Source organism: Acinetobacter sp. AOR41_HL, assembly GCF_027854645.1.
GTDB lineage: Bacteria > Pseudomonadota > Gammaproteobacteria > Pseudomonadales > Moraxellaceae > Acinetobacter > Acinetobacter nosocomialis.
In genome coordinates, this window is the sequence record NZ_JAKTHZ010000042.1 from 22946 (window position 1) to 42015 (window position 19070).

General features: G+C 39.9%; 16 protein-coding genes. 6 read left to right on the plus strand and 10 right to left on the minus strand.

Annotated features, from left to right (window positions below):
• Positions 1-41 precede the first annotated feature (41 nt).
• The 5 genes from MKL35_RS16530 to hutC form a co-directional block, all read right to left on the minus strand.
• Positions 42-1454 carry an amino acid permease gene (locus MKL35_RS16530; RefSeq protein WP_004711375.1) on the minus strand — a complete coding sequence of 471 codons (1413 nt, stop codon included), beginning with the start codon at positions 1452-1454 and terminating at the stop codon, positions 42-44.
• Between the two features lie 64 nt (positions 1455-1518).
• On the minus strand, positions 1519-3057 hold the full coding sequence (gene hutH / locus MKL35_RS16535; protein ID WP_004704779.1) for a histidine ammonia-lyase: 1539 nt from the start codon (positions 3055-3057) through the stop codon (positions 1519-1521).
• Between the two features lie 87 nt (positions 3058-3144).
• Positions 3145-4821 (minus strand): urocanate hydratase, encoded by a 1677-nt coding sequence (gene hutU / locus MKL35_RS16540; RefSeq protein ID WP_006582422.1) that lies wholly within the window; start codon positions 4819-4821, stop codon positions 3145-3147.
• Positions 4822-5071: 250 nt separating this feature from the next.
• Positions 5072-5647 carry a HutD/Ves family protein gene (locus MKL35_RS16545; RefSeq protein ID WP_002132439.1) on the minus strand — a complete coding sequence of 192 codons (576 nt, stop codon included), beginning with the start codon at positions 5645-5647 and terminating at the stop codon, positions 5072-5074.
• A complete protein-coding gene (hutC, locus tag MKL35_RS16550) occupies positions 5644-6396 on the minus strand; it encodes a histidine utilization repressor (RefSeq protein WP_002132315.1) in 753 nt (250 codons plus the stop codon). Before hutC ends, MKL35_RS16545 begins: the two co-directional genes overlap by 4 nt.
• Before the next feature lie 354 nt (positions 6397-6750).
• Between hutC and MKL35_RS16555 the strand changes: the two genes are divergently transcribed.
• Positions 6751-7863 carry an acyltransferase family protein gene (locus tag MKL35_RS16555; RefSeq protein WP_032011104.1) on the plus strand — a complete coding sequence of 371 codons (1113 nt, stop codon included), beginning with the start codon at positions 6751-6753 and terminating at the stop codon, positions 7861-7863.
• Between the two features lie 35 nt (positions 7864-7898).
• Here the strand turns inward: MKL35_RS16555 and zigA are convergent, their stop codons facing one another.
• The 3 genes from zigA to MKL35_RS16570 all read right to left on the minus strand — a co-directional run bounded on the left by zigA (position 7899) and on the right by MKL35_RS16570 (position 11541).
• Positions 7899-9164 (minus strand): zinc metallochaperone GTPase ZigA, encoded by a 1266-nt coding sequence (gene zigA / locus MKL35_RS16560; protein ID WP_106479479.1) that lies wholly within the window; start codon positions 9162-9164, stop codon positions 7899-7901.
• A 148-nt stretch (positions 9165-9312) separates the two neighbouring features.
• Complete coding sequence (gene zrlA / locus MKL35_RS16565) at positions 9313-9993, minus strand: D-Ala-D-Ala carboxypeptidase ZrlA (protein WP_032011109.1); 681 nt, start codon at positions 9991-9993, stop codon at positions 9313-9315.
• Positions 9994-10152: 159 nt separating this feature from the next.
• Positions 10153-11541, minus strand: a complete 1389-nt coding sequence (locus MKL35_RS16570) for an amino acid permease (RefSeq protein WP_032011110.1) — start codon at positions 11539-11541, stop codon at positions 10153-10155.
• A gap of 357 nt (positions 11542-11898) precedes the next feature.
• On the opposite strand from MKL35_RS16570, the gene fahA reads away from it, so the two are divergent.
• The 4 genes from fahA to MKL35_RS16590 all read left to right on the plus strand — a co-directional run bounded on the left by fahA (position 11899) and on the right by MKL35_RS16590 (position 15468).
• Positions 11899-13206 carry a fumarylacetoacetase gene (gene fahA, locus MKL35_RS16575; protein ID WP_022576109.1) on the plus strand — a complete coding sequence of 436 codons (1308 nt, stop codon included), beginning with the start codon at positions 11899-11901 and terminating at the stop codon, positions 13204-13206.
• Positions 13193-13825: a maleylacetoacetate isomerase gene (maiA, locus tag MKL35_RS16580; RefSeq protein ID WP_032011114.1), complete on the plus strand. Its 633-nt coding sequence runs from the start codon at positions 13193-13195 to the stop codon at positions 13823-13825. Before fahA ends, maiA begins: the two co-directional genes overlap by 14 nt.
• A 16-nt stretch (positions 13826-13841) precedes the next feature.
• Entirely contained in the window at positions 13842-14390 is a 549-nt protein-coding gene (locus MKL35_RS16585; RefSeq protein ID WP_004711359.1) for a VOC family protein, read from the plus strand.
• Between the two features lie 298 nt (positions 14391-14688).
• Entirely contained in the window at positions 14689-15468 is a 780-nt protein-coding gene (locus MKL35_RS16590) for an IclR family transcriptional regulator (RefSeq protein ID WP_004885016.1), read from the plus strand.
• A gap of 66 nt (positions 15469-15534) precedes the next feature.
• On the opposite strand, the gene hppD is transcribed toward MKL35_RS16590, so the two are convergent.
• Positions 15535-16590, minus strand: coding sequence for a 4-hydroxyphenylpyruvate dioxygenase (gene hppD / locus MKL35_RS16595; protein WP_002053927.1), 1056 nt, complete (start codon positions 16588-16590; stop codon positions 15535-15537).
• A gap of 523 nt (positions 16591-17113) precedes the next feature.
• Between hppD and MKL35_RS16600 the strand changes: the two genes are divergently transcribed.
• Positions 17114-17584: a DUF523 domain-containing protein gene (locus MKL35_RS16600; RefSeq protein ID WP_000924621.1), complete on the plus strand. Its 471-nt coding sequence runs from the start codon at positions 17114-17116 to the stop codon at positions 17582-17584.
• Between the two features lie 20 nt (positions 17585-17604).
• Here the strand turns inward: MKL35_RS16600 and MKL35_RS16605 are convergent, their stop codons facing one another.
• The gene (locus MKL35_RS16605) at positions 17605-18948 is read right to left on the minus strand and encodes an MATE family efflux transporter (protein ID WP_032011115.1); all 1344 of its coding nucleotides are present in this window, start codon (positions 18946-18948) and stop codon (positions 17605-17607) included.
• Between the last annotated feature and the right edge of the window lie 122 nt (positions 18949-19070).

The window sequence follows — 19070 nt, forward strand, 5'->3', positions numbered from 1 at the left end:
TCGAAACTGCCCAACAGTAAAACTATTGGGCAGTTGATTTGTTAGCTTTCCATTTCTATGTTTTGCTGGACAGGCTCACTTTCCTTTCCCAAGCTTTGCTCCGGTTTTACCCAAATGCGATACGCAATGGTTAAGAGAGCAAGCCAAGTAATTCCTACATAAATTGCAGGACGCGAGTCTGGGAAGTAGCCCATCATGACTAAAATGAACACCATAAAACCGATTGCAAAAGCAGGTGCATATGGCCAGCCAAATACAGGGAAATCTAGTGCCTTAATTTCAGCAGTAGATAATTTACGGCGCATCGCCACTTGCGAAAGCAAGATCATGAGCCATACCCAAACAGTTGCAAACGTTGCAATTGAAGCAATGATGACAAATACATTTTCAGGAATCAGGTAGTTCAGCACCACACCAATTAACAGCACGCCAGCCATAACCACAACAGTCATCCAAGGCACACCATTACGTGAAAGTTTCTTGAACACTTGCGGTGCTTGACCACGATTTGCCATACCGTACAACATACGGCCTGCACCAAATACATCACTATTAATTGCTGAAATTGCTGCTGTCACCACCACAATATTTAAAATATTTGCAGCAGATTTAATGCCTAAGTTTTCAAAAATTTGTACAAACGGGCTGCCTTGGCTACCAATCTGGTTCCATGGGAAAATCGACATAAGTACAAAAATAGTCAGCACATAGAACAGTAAAATACGGACTGGAACGGCATTAATTGCTTTTGGTAAAGTGGTTTTCGGGTCTTGCGACTCACCTGCCGTTAGACCAATAATTTCGATCCCGCCAAAAGCGAATACCACTACAGATAAACATGCCACTAAACCTGCAATACCATGTGGCATGAAGCCATCATAAATCCATAGGTTTTGAAGCCCCGGTACAACATTGCTGTGGTCAACATGGAAACCGTAGAACATTAAACCCAAGCCACCTAAAATCATGGCAACAATGGCACTGACTTTAACAATAGAAAGCCAAAATTCGAGTTCACCAAAAACTTTTACATGAATCAGGTTAATTGCGCCTAGGAACATGATGAGAGACAAAATCCAGATCCACCGCGGTACATCGGGATACCAAAACCCCATATAAATACCAAACGCAGTGACATCGGCAATTGCAACAATCACCATCTCAAAAACATAGGTCCAACCTGTGGTAAAACCCGCCAATGGACCAATGTACTGAGATGCATAGTGGCTGAATGAGCCAGAAACAGGGTTATGGACAGCCATCTCACCCAGTGCGCGCATAACGATATAAATTGCAATCCCTGCAACGATATACGCGAGTAATACTGAAGGCCCTGCCATTTTGATGGCAGTCGCCGAACCATAGAAAAGCCCAGTTCCAATTGCTGAGCCCAATGCCAAGAAACGAATATGGCGGGTGTTTAAACCCCGCTGTAGTGTGGAGTTTTGTGACATTATAATCTCCAATCCTTGAGGAAATTTAGTTGGATTCGGCCACTCCATGTGACCGTTTTATCAATCACACTTCAGATAAACTAGGGAGTAGTTTTGGAATGAGTAACTTGTTTAGGCAACCACTCGCAAGCAATTCACTAGCCTGTTCGATATCCGGAGCAAAGAAACGATCTTCGCTGTAGTAAGGAACTTGATCGCGCAAGATTTTACGAGCTTGTTCAAGTTTAGGCGAGCTTTTTAAACCTTCACGGAAGTCTAAACCCTGACAAGCGCCTAACCATTCAACAGCTAAAATGCCACGAACGTTGTCAGCCATGTACCAAAGACGCTTACCGGCATTCGGAGCCATCGATACGTGGTCTTCCTGATTGGCAGACGTTGGTAAACTATCAACACTTGCAGGATGTGCAAGTGCTTTATTATCGCTCGCAAGTGCAGCAGCCGTCACTTGTGCAATCATAAAGCCTGAGTTAACACCGCCATTTGCAACCAAGAATGGTGGAAGTTGTGACATGTGGCGGTCCATCATCATCGAAATACGACGTTCAGACAGTGAACCAATTTCAGCAATCGCCAATGCTAAATTATCTGCCGCCATTGCAACAGGCTCTGCATGGAAGTTACCACCAGAAATCACGTCACCTTGTTCAGCAAAAACAAGCGGGTTATCCGATACAGCATTTGCTTCAATTTCTAATACTTCAGCAGCCTGACGGATTTGGGTTAAACATGCACCCATGACCTGTGGCTGGCAACGTAAAGAGTATGGGTCTTGAACTTTGCTACAGTCTTCATGTGAATGTGCAATTTCACTTGAGTCAGTTAATAGGTCACGATAAGCCGCAGCTACATCAATTTGACCACGTTGCCCACGTACTTCGTGAATACGAGCATCGAATGGGGCACGTGAACCCAACATCGCTTCAACGCTTAAGCCACCACAAACCGTTGCAGCAGCAAATAAGTCTTCAGCTTCAAACAAGCCACGTAACGCATAAGCAGTTGACACTTGTGTACCGTTTAAAAGTGCCAAACCTTCTTTAGCAGCTAAAGAAATTGGTTCTAAACCTGCAACTTTTAAAGCTTCAACAGCTGGTAACCATTCACCCTTATAACGTGCCTTACCTTCGCCCAGTAAAACTAAAGACATGTGTGCAAGTGGTGCCAAGTCACCTGAAGCACCTACAGAACCTTTCAATGGAATGTGTGGGTAAACTTCGGCATTAATTAAAGCCAACAAAGCATCAATTACTTTACGACGGATACCTGAGAAACCACGCGCCAAGCTATTTGCTTTTAACAGAATAATTAAACGAACCATTGCATCATCAAGTGCTTCACCTACACCTGCTGCATGTGACAGAACCAATGAACGTTGTAACTTTTCTAAATCTTCAGGAGCAATTTTGGTTGACGCGAGTAAGCCAAAGCCTGTGTTAATACCGTAAGCTGTACGCCCTTCATTTACAATTTTCTCAACGCAAGCCACACTTGCATCAATTGCAGATGAGGCACTTTCATCCAATTTAACTTTGATCGGGTTGAGGTACGCTTGACGTAAATCGGCTAAGGTCAGTTTTCCCGGTTGGATAAGTAATTCCATGTTGGCTTCCTAATTTTTTGCACTATATTCTGCTGAGACGGTGCTTTTCACAATTGCAAAAAGCACCGCTAGTTCTTCCATGTATTTTTATTGCGTGATCATTGGCAAGTGTAAGCCTTGCTCTTTGGCACAGTTAATCGCAATTTCATAACCTGCATCGGCATGACGCATAACACCTGTTGCAGGGTCATTGGTCAATACGCGAGCAATACGTGCAGCAGCTTCATCTGTACCATCACACACAATCACAACGCCTGAGTGTTGAGAGAAGCCCATACCTACACCACCACCGTGATGTAAAGACACCCAAGTTGCGCCGCCTGCTGTATTGAGCAACGCGTTTAATAAAGGCCAGTCTGATACTGCGTCTGAACCGTCTTGCATTGCTTCAGTTTCACGGTTAGGACTTGCAACCGAACCTGAGTCTAAGTGGTCACGACCAATCACAACTGGTGCAGACAATTCACCGCTACGAACCATTTCGTTAAATGCCAAACCAAGTTTTGCACGTAAGCCTAAACCAACCCAGCAAATACGCGCTGGTAAGCCTTGGAAGCTAATGCGTTCACGAGCCATGTCTAACCAGTGATGTAAATGTTCATCATCAGGAATTAACTCTTTAACTTTGGCATCTGTTTTATAAATGTCTTCTGGGTCACCAGAAAGCGCTGCCCAACGGAATGGACCAATACCACGGCAGAACAATGGACGGATGTAAGCAGGTACGAAGCCTGGGAAATCAAAAGCGTTTGCTACGCCTTCATCTTTCGCCATTTGACGGATGTTATTGCCATAGTCAAATGTTGGAACACCCATTTTCTGGAAATCAAGCATCGCTTGTACGTGCTTCGCCATCGACTGTTTTGCAGCTTTTACCACAGCTTCTGGTTCAGTTTTCGCACGTGCACGGTATTCATCCCAAGTCCAACCTACTGGTAAGTAGCCATTAAGTGGATCGTGTGCACTTGTTTGGTCTGTCACCATGTCTGGACGCACACCACGGCGAACAAGCTCAGGTAAAATTTCAGCAGCATTACCATGAAGCGCAATGGAAATTGCTTTACCTTCTTTTGTATAGCGGTCAATACGCGCTAAAGCGTCGTCTAAATCAGTTGCTTGTTCGTCTACATAACGGGTACGTAAACGGAAATCGATACTTGCTTGTTGGCATTCAATGTTTAAAGAACACGCACCTGCAAGTGTTGCAGCTAGAGGCTGAGCACCACCCATACCACCTAAACCAGCAGTAAGAACCCAACGACCTTTTAAGTCACCGTTGTAGTGTTGGCGGCCTGCCTCAACGAAAGTTTCATAAGTACCCTGCACAATGCCTTGGCTACCAATGTAGATCCATGAACCTGCTGTCATTTGACCATACATTGCCAAAGCTTTAGCGTCTAATTCGTTAAAGTGTTCCCAGTTTGCCCAGTGCGGTACAAGGTTTGAGTTTGCAATTAAAACGCGTGGTGCATCTTTATGAGTTTTAAACACACCAACTGGTTTGCCTGATTGAACCAATAAAGTTTCGTCAGTTTCAAGATTTTTTAGCGTATCTACAATTTTGTCGAAACATTCCCAGTTTCGTGCTGCACGACCAATACCACCGTATACAACTAACTCTTTCGGGTTTTCTGCAACGTCCGGATCAAGGTTATTCATCAACATACGTAATGGGGCTTCAGTTAACCAACTCTTAGCCGTTAATTCAGTGCCGCGTGGTGCACGAATTTCTACATCACGAAATTTTGTTGTCGTTGTTGTCACAGTCGGACTCCTTCCTTTGAGCTTACATCAGCAGAACATCACTTGTTTCTGCATTTGTATAGTAATGTATTAACTTGTATATACATCCATATACTACACAAATATTTTTCGGCGTGAAGAGGGTGACTCATATTTTTTTAAAAAAATTAAATAAGTTTATGAATTAAATTAATTTATTTTTATATTGAGCATAAAAAAGTACATATCCTCTAAGAAGACATGTACTTTTTAAGACGTAAATGATGTCTTTTTATAGCTGAATTAACTCAATGACATAGCAGCTTTTGAGTTGTTTTTTAGGAAAGTTGATCGATGTCACGCCAGATTTTTTCTCAATTTTTAATGTCTCATGAGCAGCAATCTGAACGGAATGATCATTCACATTTACTTGTGTTTCACTACCCTGATTAAAAATGAAAATCAGATCTGCCGAACTTATAAATGCCTGCTCCGCTGCATCATTCAACCACTGAAAACGGGCATGAAACTTTGCAGGATCATAAATTAAATTTAAATCTCGAATTGCCCCATTTACAAGTTCACTTTGAACCTGACTCTCACCATGAAAAGCAAAAATATCGCCTTGGTTTAGCGTTTTGGCAGGAAGCTCATCGACATACAGTACTATGCCCTGTCCATCGAGGACGCTAATAATGCGCTGCTTATTGGGAAATAACGAAAATGGTCCGGAAGTGGTTACATCTGCCATCGAAATGCGCCAATCGAAATCGGCTTCACCTTGGCTTCTGGCAATTTCTAAAGTGAAACCCGCACCGTTTTTCCAAAGCATTTTTGTATATTGATCGGCCCTGATCAATTCAATCATGGATTAAATTTCCCTTCGAGATAATAACGGCTACCTGGATAAATCAGACGTGCACTTGAAATGAGTTGTTTGTTTGACCATGTACGGCGACGGATCAGTAAACACGGTTCAGCTTTAGTAATCTTCAACCATTTACACTCTTGAGCAGATGCTAAAACCGCCTCAACAATGTGTTCACCTTCCGTCACTGGCGCTTTCGCCATGAGATAAGCATTCGGCGTAATGGTTTTAAAATCTTGTTCTAAATAATCTGGAATCAGCGCTGCATCGACTAAACGATCTTCGACCTGAACAGGTACATCATTTTCATAATGCACAATAATCGAGTGAAATAATCTTTGACCTTCGCGAGTTTGCATTAACACGCTTTGCTCTGCATTTGCATAAATTTGTTCTAAGACTAAAACTTCAGCGTGGTGCTTATGGTTTCGTGCAATAATCTCATCGGCGATATTATTAATTTGAAAAAGTGCAGTTCGGCCTTGCCCTTCAGCAACGAAAGAACCAACGCCCTGAATTCGAACGAGCAAACCCTCAGTCGTTAATTCACGTAGCGCACGGTTTACCGTCATACGGCTACAACCGAGTTGATTAACGAGTTCACTTTCCGAAGGAATTTTTTTATTTACAGCCCAAGTACCTTCATAAATCTTTTGTGAAATCAGCTGTTTTACGCGTTGATATAAAGGAACTGGACTATCAGCTTCAATTGAAAGCTCAGTATGTTCTTGTTTTGATGTTCTGGGCATAACTAATTACTCAAAAAAGGCAGCAGGCAAAAAGGTATTTTAGTTGACATGCTATGTATATACAACCACATACAACATGTTAATTTATGAATTAAATATATTTTAAGAAGTCTAAAAAATAAACATAGTTCGGTAAAAGCTAATTTAAAGTTTTATGTAGAGAAATTCAAATATATAAAGGCTTTATCAATATTTATTTAATAGTTATTTCTGCTATGCCTTAGCTCAATTCAAAGAAGCAAAAATGTAGTCTTTTTTAGTTTACGAAATGATGCGTAAAATTTTTATTTAAAATAACTGATCAATAGTATTCTGCTGCCACACAGTATATTAATAAAGCTGGAAGCACATCGAATGCGTAATTATAAAATAGATATTCTTCGAGGAATGTCTATCCTATTGGTTCTTTTACATCATTTTAATATTCCCTATAAACTCAAAGATACATGGTTAGGTTTTGATTTTTTAGGTGAAGCATTTAGCACAGTCATCGCAAGAAATGGAAACTATGGTGTCACCATGTTTTTTGTGATTTCGGGTTTTTTAATTACCCATCACACTTTAAAACGAGACAAACAATTTTCCGCAATCAACCTCAAGCATTTTTATATCCGACGGGCAGCGCGTATCTTGCCGTGTCTGATATTACTCATTTTAGGGGTAAGCATACTTGGTTCATTTGACTTAAAACCCTTTATAAACCAAGCTCCGAATGGTATTGAGGTCTCTTATCCTTTAACCATATTTGCAGCTTTAACCTTCTGGATGAATATCCTGATTATTAAATTCGGTTGGGTAAACTACGCCTTGGGCGTGTTGTGGTCACTCTCTGTGGAAGAAGTTTTCTATTTTGTTTTCCCATTATTGTGCTTGCTTACGCGTAGTAATAAGGTGTTTATTGCTGTATTGATTGGGGTAATTATTTACGGGCCTTATTTTAGATCTCTACATTTTGGAGAAGAAAGCGGTGCTTATTTATATCATTATTTTTCAAGTTTTGATGGTATAGCGGTGGGCTGTTTAACGGCGATTTTTTCTCATACATATCGACCAAACTGGACTTATAAAAAACCTTTTTCTTGGTTGCTTATTTTGAGCATGGCCGCTCTATATTTATATGCGCCAATTAAAGAAGTGAGTACATGGGGTATTAGCCTATTTGCTTTTGCCACAGGCTTACTGATTTTGTGTTTTCAACATCCTTCCGAAATGCAAGCGCATAACCTATTTACCAAAGTGATGGTCTGGTTGGGGCAACGAAGTTACGAAACTTATCTGTTCCATCTGGTTGTGCTCGGTCTTATGAAAGTTGCTTTTGTTCCAGCTCAAACCGACGCTAGCATCAAAATTATGCTTTTAATTGGTTATCTAGTTCTAACTTTTGTTATTAGCGCAGCAATTGAAAAATATTATTCCACCCCGCTTAACAGCTACATTCGAAAGATTTTTATTAAAGATAAATCATAAAAATAAGCCCCTTGAAAATAGGGGCTTTTGTTTTATTAAGCGATCAACATGGTTTCATCATCTTGCTTAAAAGGGTTCGACCAGTTCTGCCAAGCTTGTGGCCCTAAAGCCATTTCTTCATCACTTAATAAACAACCATCTAAGCGTTCTATTAAAGCTTGCTCATCCATTTGCATACCAATTAAAACCAATTCCTGACGCGCATCACCTGTGCGAGCGTCCCAGTTTTTCTTAATTTGTTCAATACTGGCGAGGTCACTCGGCCAATCTTCTTCTGAAACAGCAGCCCACCAATAACCTGCTAAACCATGTCGAGCCATTGCACCCGCTTGTGACCATGAATAAGCCAAAGTCGGTTCGGCAGCCAACCAGAAAAAGCCTTTTGAACGCACGACTCCCGGCCATTCAGCCTGCACCAAATCATAAAAACGTTCTGGATGGAAAGGGCAACGTGCGCGGTAAACAAAGCTACTGATCCCGTACTCTTCAGTCTCTGGCGTATGCTCGCCGCGTAACTCTTTTAACCAGCCCGGTGCTTGCGCGGCTTCATCAAAATCAAATAGCTGTGTATTTAAGATTTTATCTAAGGCAATTTTTCCAAATTGAGCAATTTCAATTCGAGCACGCGGGTTTAGAGTTTTTAAAATGGCGATAAGCTGGTCTTGCTGCGCCTGATCAATCAAATCAATTTTATTCAGCACAATCACATCACAAAACTCAATCTGATCAATAAGCAAATCGACCACAGTTCTCTCATCTTGCTCGCCTAATGACTCACCACGTTGTTGCAGTGAATCAACTGAACTGTAATCTTTAAGAAAGTTAAAAGCATCGACTACCGTGACCATAGTATCAAGTCGAGCAAACTCATTGAGAGAGTTTCCATCTTCATCTTCAAAGGTAAAAGTTTCTGCTACTGGTAATGGTTCTGAAATACCCGTTGACTCAATCACCAATTGGTCAAAGCGCCCTTCATCGGCTAAGCGTCTCACCTCAACCAGTAAATCTTCTCGTAGCGTGCAACAGATACAACCGTTACTCATTTCAACCAGTTTTTCATCTGTTCTTGAAAGCTCTGCCCCACCTTCACGTACTAATGCTGCATCAATATTTACCTCAGACATATCATTAACAATCACGGCAATACGGCGGCCTTCACGATTATTTAAAATATGGTTGAGTAATGTGGTCTTTCCTGCACCCAAAAAGCCAGATAAAACGGTAACAGGAAGCTTGGCAAATGAGTTGGCGATTGCAGTGTGCATGGCTTGATCTCTTTGAATAATATTTAAACTGATCATGGCTGGCCAATTAAATATGGCCAGATCACAGGCGTAACCTATTTCTAAACCCCATTAATGTTATGTTATAACATAACTATTGATCAAGTTTTTATTCCAGTTTTATCTAAGCCAATTTACTTAGTCTTTGAAAAAATTGCTTTTATAGTCACTGACAAATCGAGGTTCTATAGTGATGGTCGGGTCCCCATGAACGGAATCCCTGGCTATCAATATGAATTTGTCCCGAGGTATAAACACCAAGACCCATGTTAAGTGCTTGTCCTTTGGTTTCCCAGAACTGACAAAGTTTAGTTTTGGTTTGTTGAATATTGAACTGGTCTAAGTCGCTAGGCTGTTCTGGTCCAATTCGAAAATCAAGCGCTGCATTAAAGACATGTCGGGAAGCATCTGCCCCACCTGCACAGCGGTTTAAAGATAAAGCTCGATAGGCCGATGTCACTTCAAAATCGTTAATTACACCATCGTCAACCAATGCTTTTAAGATACTAAGCGTTGGTACAATATTGGACCAAATCTCGCGTGGTGGCACGGCATAAGGCTCCACTCCACATTTTTGCCAGTCACGAGCTGAACGCAATAACTCATAATCTGGAACTAAATTGGCAAGCCCTTTTTGCTTAAGAAATTGCTTATAAGCTTGTACAGACTGCGCATGATCTGCGGTTGCAATCCAGGCAATATAATCTTCGGGTTGTTGTTTTATTCTTACTACCGTTTTAGATGGCTGAGGCAAAGAGTGAGGATGTTTAGAAACGGTTGGCTTAGGTGTTTGAGTGGTACACGCAGTCAGAAAAAGTAAGATTAAACCTAAATAGGAATATTTCATAAATATGTTGTTCCTTCCTCAACATCGGGAAGCCTTAGTTATTCATTCAAGAGATGTTATAATATAACAGTTATAAAGTCCTTTAATTTCTGTTGTAAATTTTAAAAATAAAAAAGGACGTATACGATACGTCCCTTTTCGCTCCTAATTAAGGCCTAATTACACATCTGCTTCTAAAGCATGTACAGGCTGCTCAGCCTTTAACTTACGGCGTTTAAACTGATAAGCCACCATCAAACACAAAATCCATCCCGGAATCATCATAACCGCAACACGCATATCTGGTGTTAGCGACATGACAACTAAAATTCCAAGCATAAACGCCATGCAAAGGTAGTTGCTAAATGGATACATAAAGCTTGGGAATTTAGTGGTTTGACCTTGGCGCATCATGAATTTACGGAATTTTAAATGTGTCCATGAAATTACGACCCAGTTAATCACAATCGCTGCTACAACAAGCATCATGAGTAAGCCAAACGCTTTTTCAGGGAAAATGTAATTTAACAATACACATAAAATAGTGACTGCCGCAGAAAGGATCACTGCATTGGTTGGAATACCGCGTTTATTAATACGAGCAAATACTTTTGGTGCATTTCCTTGCTGAGCAAGGCCGAGCAACATACGGCTACTGCAATAACTTGTGCCGTTATAGACCGAAACCGCAGCAGTCAAAATCACGAAGTTGAGTAAAGTTGCAACACCTTGGCTGTCTAAAGAAGCAAACACCATTACAAAAGGACTGCCACCTTCTGCCATTTGATTCCAAGGAAATAATGAGAATAAAACAAGAAGCGTCGCAATATAGAAAATCAAAATACGATAGATAATCTGGTTTACCGCTTTAGGTAAAGTTTTATCTGGGTCTCGTGCTTCTGCCGCAGTAATACCAAAAAGCTCGATACCACCAAAAGCAAAAATAATCACCGCCATTGCCATGACCAAACCTTTAATGCCAAATGGGAAGAAACCACCCAATGCCCAAAGGTTTGAAATGCTGGCCTGTGGCCCTGCTGTACCGGTTGCAAGTAAATACGAACCGAAACCGATCATAGCTAAAATAGCTAAGATTTTGACAATGGAAAACCAAAACTCCATTTCGCCAAAAAACTTAACATGCAGCAAATTAATACCATTAATGAGAATAAAGAACGTTAGAGCGGATGCCCACGTTGGGATTTGCGGCCACCAATATTGAATATAAAGACCAATTGCACTTAACTCTGCCATACATACCAGTACGTTGAGTACCCAGTAGTTCCATCCTGACATGAAGCCTGCAAAAGGTCCCCAATATTTATAAGCAAAATGACTAAAAGAACCACTTACTGGCTCTTCGACCACCATTTCACCGAGCTGGCGCATCATTAAAAAAGCAATAAATCCGGCAATCGCATAACCCAAGATTACCGATGGACCTGCCAATTTAATCGATTGTGATATACCAAGAAACAGCCCTGTACCAATCGCTCCACCCAATGCAATCAGCTGGATGTGACGATTACTCAAACCGTGTTTCAGGTTTCCTTGCTCTTGTGTTGACATATGATTATTCTCATCCTTGTCACGTAATTTTTTTCCAATAAATTACGTATATCATAAATTGATCAGATTTTCATAGGGATTGATGAAAAAATAATTGCGATACTTTTCTCACAACCGCGCATGAAAACAGAAAATGCAAGAAATAACAATTATTATGCAATGTGTAATCAAATTATGTATTGCGTAATTTGATGAATTCAGTATTATAAGAACCATGAAGTAATTGGTTGTTCTCGGTCTCTATCAAACTCATAAGTAAAAAATGACCTCAATAAAGGTTAAAACTTACTGAGTAGCTCAGTCCCTAGACCGAACTTTTATTTGTATAAGACGCGAGATGAAGACAAGGAAGCGAAAATGGAACAAAAACTAAACTCTTTTATTGAAGTTTCACCTCAATCTGATTTCACTATTCATAATTTGCCTTATGGTATTTTTAGTAGAACAGCCGAAGGCGAGCGTCAGGTCGGTGTAGCTATCGGTGATTGGGTGATTGATCTCGCTGCTCTTGAAAAGCATGGTCTTTTAAAACTTTCAGATCAAGACACATACTTTAATCAATCTACACTTAATAAATTTATTGAATCTGGCAAAGCCAACTGGTCTAAAGTTCGTAAAACGCTACAGTCTCTTCTTTCAGTTGAAAACTCAACGCTTCAAGAAAATGAAGCATTACGTCAGGAAGTTTTAGTTAAGCAAGACAGCGTGACTTTACATTTGCCTGTCCAAGTTCCTGGCTATACCGATTTTTATTCTTCTAAAGAACATGCAACTAATGTGGGCTGTATGTTCCGTGACCCTAAAAATGCTTTGCTTCCAAACTGGAGCGAGTTGCCTGTTGGTTATAACGGCCGTGCTAGCTCTGTTGTGGTCAGCGGAACTCACGTCGTACGCCCTTCTGGTCAGATTAAGCTTCCAAATGAAGAACGTCCGGTTTTCTCAGCAACTCGCAAACTCGATTTTGAACTTGAGACTGCATTTATTGTGGGCAAACCAACTCAATTAGGCCAGCCAATTGCAATTGAAGATGCATGGGATCATATTTTTGGCATGGTTTTGCTAAATGACTGGTCAGCACGCGATATCCAGCAATGGGAATATGTTCCACTTGGACCTTTCAACGCTAAAACATTTGCAAGCTCGATTTCACCTTGGGTGGTTACACTTGAAGCACTTGAGCCATTTAAAGTTGAAGGGCCAAAACAAGAACCGAAGCCTCTCGCTTACTTACAAGAAAATATAGCGAATAGTTACGACATTAATTTGAGTGTTGAAATTCAAAGCCCAAATTCAGCACAAACTGATGTGATCTGTAAAACCAATTTCAAATATATGTATTGGTCTATGGCTCAGCAGCTGACTCACCACACGATTGCTGGTTGTAACGTTCAGGTCGGTGACTTAATGGGTTCAGGGACTATTTCAGGTTCTACACCTGACTCTTATGGTAGCTTGCTTGAGCTGACGTGGAACACCACCAAACCGTTAACACTTGCGAATGGTGAAACTCGTGGTTTCTTACAAGATGGCGATACGCTCATTATGAAAGGACACTGTGAGAAAAATGGTATTCGTGTTGGCTTTGGTGAAGTTCGAAATACGGTACTTCCTGCATTAGCTTTTGATTTTGCAGAAACTTCGGAGCCAGACTATGAAGCTGTATAGTTACTTTCGTAGCTCTGCAGCTTACAGAGTACGGATTGGCCTCAATCTTAAAAATCTCGCTTATGAAACTGCACCAGTTCATTTGGTTAAAAACGAGCAGCAAAGTGAAGACTATTTAAAGTTAAATCACAGTGCCTTAGTGCCAACTTTAGTAGATGGCGATTTAACTTTGTCACAGTCATTAAGTATTTTGGAATATCTAGATGAACAATATCCGGAAACCAAATTACTCCCAAATGATGTGAAAGAGAGAGCCAAAATCCGTGCTTTTGCACAGGCAATTGCCTGTGATATTCATCCGTTAAATAACTTACGTGTGCTGAAATATTTAAAAAATGACTTAAATGTTTCGGACGAACAAAAAAATTACTGGTATCAGCACTGGATTCTTGAAGGTTTTCAAACGCTCGAACAGCAACTTCAAGATTCAAATGGACAATTTTGCTTTGGACATGAAGCAACGATTGCCGACTGCTGCCTCATTCCACAGGTCTATAACGCGAAACGCTTCAAGATAGATTTGTCTGCGTTTCCAAAAATTGAATCAATTTATCAACATTGTTTGTCTATCCCAGCCTTCTATAAAGCGGCGCCAGAACAACAACCAGATTGGGAATAGTAAAAGGAGTTTCAACATGACATTTGCCATTAAAAAAATACATCACGTTGCATATCGCTGTAAGGATGCGAAAGAAACTGTTGAGTGGTATAAAAAAATGCTCAACATGGACTTTATCTTAGCTTTTGCTGAAGACCATGTACCTTCAACGAAAGCCTTCGACCCTTATATGCATTTATTCCTAGATGCTGGTCAGGGCAATGTGTTGGCATTTTTTGAGTTACCAACCCAACCAGAAATGGGCCGAGATGAAAACACGCCTCAATGGGTACAACATATTGCCTTTGAAGTTGAAGATTTAAATGCCCTTTTAGCTGCCAAAAAACATTTGGAAGACAACGGCGTTAAAGTGCTAGGTATTACTAACCATGGTATCTTCCATTCAATTTATTTCTTTGACCCAAATGGCCATCGTTTAGAACTGACTTATAACGATGTACATGCTGAAGAGAAAATTGCAAAAATTACTGAAGAAATGAAAACTGAAATGTTAGATGAATGGAGCAAAACCAAACGTGCTCCACACCATACTCATTTCTTGCATGAAGAAGAATTAGGCGCATAATTCTTTCAAAGCAATTGTTTCAAAAGTCGGCATTGGTGGGAATAGTTTGAATGAACTGTTCTATATCAATGCCGATTTATATTGTTTAAATCTACTAAACTTCTATCAATTTACGCTATAAATGAAAGATGAAGGTGTTTGTAAGAATTGTTGATTATTAAACATGTGAATTTCGCTAATAGAAAAAGGTGATTTCTATTTTTCTATAGGCTCAGGCATGATGTAAATCGCATCAATTCCAATTTATGTTTATACATAACTGTTTAACTGCTGAAGTAAATCGATTAAGGGTATTTAAATGATTGAAGAAAAAATATCTGGGGGGGTTCAATCACTTGAAGTTGGCTTATCCGTACTAAATGCCCTTTTAGAGCACAATCAACCGATTATTCTCAAAGACTTATCGAGTAAGCTTGAGATGCATCCTGCCAAAGTACACCGTTATTTGGTGAGCTTAATTCGCATGGATTACGCCAAACAGCTTGAAGACGGTCAATATGCTCTAGGCGATCAGGCATGGCGTTTAGGCTTAAACTGCATTCAGCACAGTGACACTTTACAGTTGGTACAACATCTAATTTACGACCTACAAAGCAAAATTGGCTGTGGCATTCAAATTAGTAAATGGTCGCCAAAAGGCCCTGTGGTGGTTCAATCTATTGAATCTAATCACCCTATTTCGATTGTGACCAAAGTCGGTTCAATTATGCCTTTAGTCAATTCTGCTGCAGGACGTTTATTTGCTTCTTACCTTCCGGAGCATTTTATTCGTCCATTGCTAGAAGCTGAATGGCAAAAACATCAAGAACTTGGGCTAAACATTGCACCACATAATTGGGAAGAGTTTTTAGAACTTAAAGAGACGATTCGCCAGCAACAAATGTCTGCGGCTAAAGGTGATTTACTTACGGGTATTAACGCTGTAGGTCTGCCAGTATTTAACTCAAACCAAGGGATTGAGTTTTGTATTGTGGCGCTTGATAGCGAAATGTTTTTACCCGTTGACCCACAAAGTAAAATTATTGAAACACTTAAAAATGAGATTAATTCGATTAATCAATACATTAAAAGCCGCTAAATCAATAGCTATAAAAAAACCAAGAGCATTGCTCTTGGTTTTTTTAGATTAGAGACAAAGCAAAACTTATTTTGCTTCGAGAACACCACGGCGAATTTGGTCACGTTCAATCGATTCAAACAATGCCTTGAAGTTACCTTCACCAAAACCATCGTCATCTTTACGTTGAATAAATTCGAAGAAAACTGGCCCAATCATATTTTGAGAGAAGATTTGCAATAAAAGCTTCTTCTGACCATCTTTAGTATTACCATCAAGCAAAATACCGCGCTGTTTTAATTCATCAGTCGGTTCGCCATGCTCAGGTAAGCGATCTTCCAACATTTCATAATACGTGTTTGGCGGTGGAGTCATAAATTGCAGACCCAAGCCTTTTAACTTATCCCAAGTCGAAATTAAGTCATCACAAATAAATGCAATATGCTGAATACCTTCGCCATTAAAATCAGCTAAGAATTCTGCAATTTGGCCGTTACCTTTGTCTGAATCTTCATTTAAAGGAATACGGATCATGCCATCTGGAGCAGTTAATGCTTTAGATGTTAAACCTGTATATTCACCTTTAATATCGAAGTAACGAATTTCCTGGAAGTTAAAAATCTTCTCGTAGAAGTTCGCCCAGTACTCCATACGGCCTTTGTAGACGTTATGAGTTAAGTGGTCAATTTCTTTTAAGCCCGCACCTTCAGGGTTACGCTGGGTATCATCAAAGAAAATAAAGTCATTTTCATAAATGTCGCGGTCAACTAAGAAGATTGGCATGCCACCAATACCTTTAATTGCCGGAATGTTAAGCTCCATTGGCCCAACATTCGAATACATTGGTTCTGCACCAAGTTCAACAGCCTTTTTAAAAGCTTTTGCCGCATCACGAGTTTTGAATCCCATTGCGCAAGCAGATGGACCATGCTCATTAAAAAAGAATGAAGCATAAGATTCTGGCTGATAATTCAGGATAATATTGATATTTCCTTGACGCCATAAGTACGCTTTTTTCGATTTATGCTTGGCTACTTTTGAAAAGCCGATTGTTTCAAAAATTGGATCTAATTCATTTTCTTTTGAAACAAACTCAATAAATGCAAAACCGCATAATTCTAATGGGTTCTCTAAAATATCCATCTAGTTTCCCTCTGGTAATTACCTGATCCGTTTACTTCTCATGCTGATCTGGTCAGCTCCTTTCTCTATAGAATACGTATTTGCTGGGAGAGTGTTTGAACCGTCAAAATGCCTTAGCCCAACGCATCCTATGAGAAAAAAACCAATAACTAAAACGAAGATTGAGTGAGCTCAAAGCCGATGATTAATTTCCCTTCTATATGGTCTTTGTTTTCCATACACACTGTCCTTTCTTATCTAAAAGTACGATTGAGATTTTTCAATAATCCTTTAAAAATCGTCTTTTCCTAAAGTCATTCCTAGATTTATGGAAGCCAACATCCTTGTTGGACCTCCAATGGCCATTTACCTTAAAAACAGATGCTACTAAAAACAATTAAATTATGCAATACATAATTTAATTATGAATTGTGTAATTTATTAATCGAATTACGCCATTTGTTTGTGCTTGTTTTAGATTTCATATTTTATAAATCATTGGGTACACTCACATGGCTTTTAAAGTTCTAATGACGGAAAACCCATGCTTTTAATCAGTGCCTGTTTAATTGGGGAGCCTGTACGCTACGATGGGCGCTCTTGCTTGCACACTACGCTTCAGCAGTTATTTTTAAATAAAAAAGCCCATGCACTTTGCCCAGAGTTATTAGGTGGATTTAGCACCCCTCGTCTACCCGCAGAAATTGTGGGAGGAACAGGTCAAGATGTACTTGATGGCAAGGCAAAAATCGCGGATTCATCTGGTTTAGATGTAACTGAGCTATATTTAAAAGGCGCCTACCGTACTTTAGAAATTGCACGGCAAATACAAGCAACTTGCGTGGTTTTAAAAGAAAATAGTCCGTCTTGCGGTAGCCAAAAAATTTATAACGGTACTTTTCAAGGTGAGAGAATTACAGGTGTGGGAATTACCACAGCACTGTTACAGCGCCATGGCTTTAAAGTAATTTCTGAAAATGAGATTGAAGAATGGTTAGCAACACATCCTCTTTAAGGTTGTGTTGATTTACCTAATCAAAAACCTCTTAATTGCTTTCTAAAACGGAAACAGAAAGCACTCAATACACAAGCTATTAAATAGCTTATGGCTGCCATACTCCAAAAACCATAAATTCCCATTGCAGAAATCGAGTGACTCCCCCAATGCAGCCCTTTATAAGCCATCCACCAACCACCACCCAATCCGAAACATAGCACCACGACTAAAAAAATCAGCATGGGTAAAATCGACACATCCCAACAACGCAGCAAAGAGGTTAGTAAAGACATTAAGCCATCTAGAAAATGAGACATGCAGACAATCAACAGCAGTGATGCTGCCAAAATCTGTACAGCCAAATCATCTGAATAGAACGTGACAATTAAGTCCCGCTCCAACCATAAACACAGGGACAGACTGCCACTCACTGCCATAATTACCCATATACTTTGTCTGGCAATTTTGTTTGCTTCGTCCATGTTCCCGCTGCCCATAGACCTCGACACCAAAATGCTATAAGCCGAGGCAATTGAGGAAGGAAAAATAAACATGAAGCCGCCCGTACTCGCGACAATTTGATGGGCTGCAGACACCACACTCCCGAAAGGCAAAATTAAAATAGCAACCGAACAAAATGCAACAACATCCATCAACGCCATGATCGCGGTAGGTATCCCTATTTTTAAAATCATACGCAGACTTTGTCGGCTATCTTCAACTGACCGCTCTGGATGTTCAATAAAGATGTATCCTTTCTCCAAGAAAAACAGGTAATAAACAGCCAACATAAACCACCGAACAATAATAGTGGCTAATAAAGCTCCTATCGCACCGAGTGGCGGAATTGAAAATGAAGCAACACCATAAATTAAAAGATAGGACAAAATAATTTTAAGAATGAAGAAAAGACTATCTGATAATAAAACCTTGTGTGCATTTTCAGTGACCTGAGACAAAGCTGTAAATAAACGCATCAGTAAATGCGCAGGTAAAATAAATACCAAAGCCCAAATACAGTTTTTAGTAATTGAAACGACATGTTCAGATGCACCAAATAATTTTGGTAAATCACGGAATACGTAAAGCAGGCCAATACTGATCAATGCCGAACATAACATTAGCCAAATGCCTTGAATAAAAATCTGACGTATACGCGGTAAATCATGGCAACCATATGCTTCTGAAAGCTTGAGTATCACACCTTGCAGAATCCCCATCCCAATGACATAAATCACTGTATATAAAGATAAGGTTACCGATAATGCAGCGACATGGTCATTGCTAAAATGCCCTACATACGCAATATCAACCAATCCACTTAAAACTACAATTAAATTGCTAGAAAGCATGGGTATAAATAATTTAAAAATCTGGTTCATCAAAAAAAGCCTTATCTTTTTCTTTGCGATTTATGTTGATATTCACGTTATTTTTAATGCATCAATTCAAAGCAAAAGACATACCAGTTCTAAATTCAGCTCTCCCTAAAATGTTCTTTAAA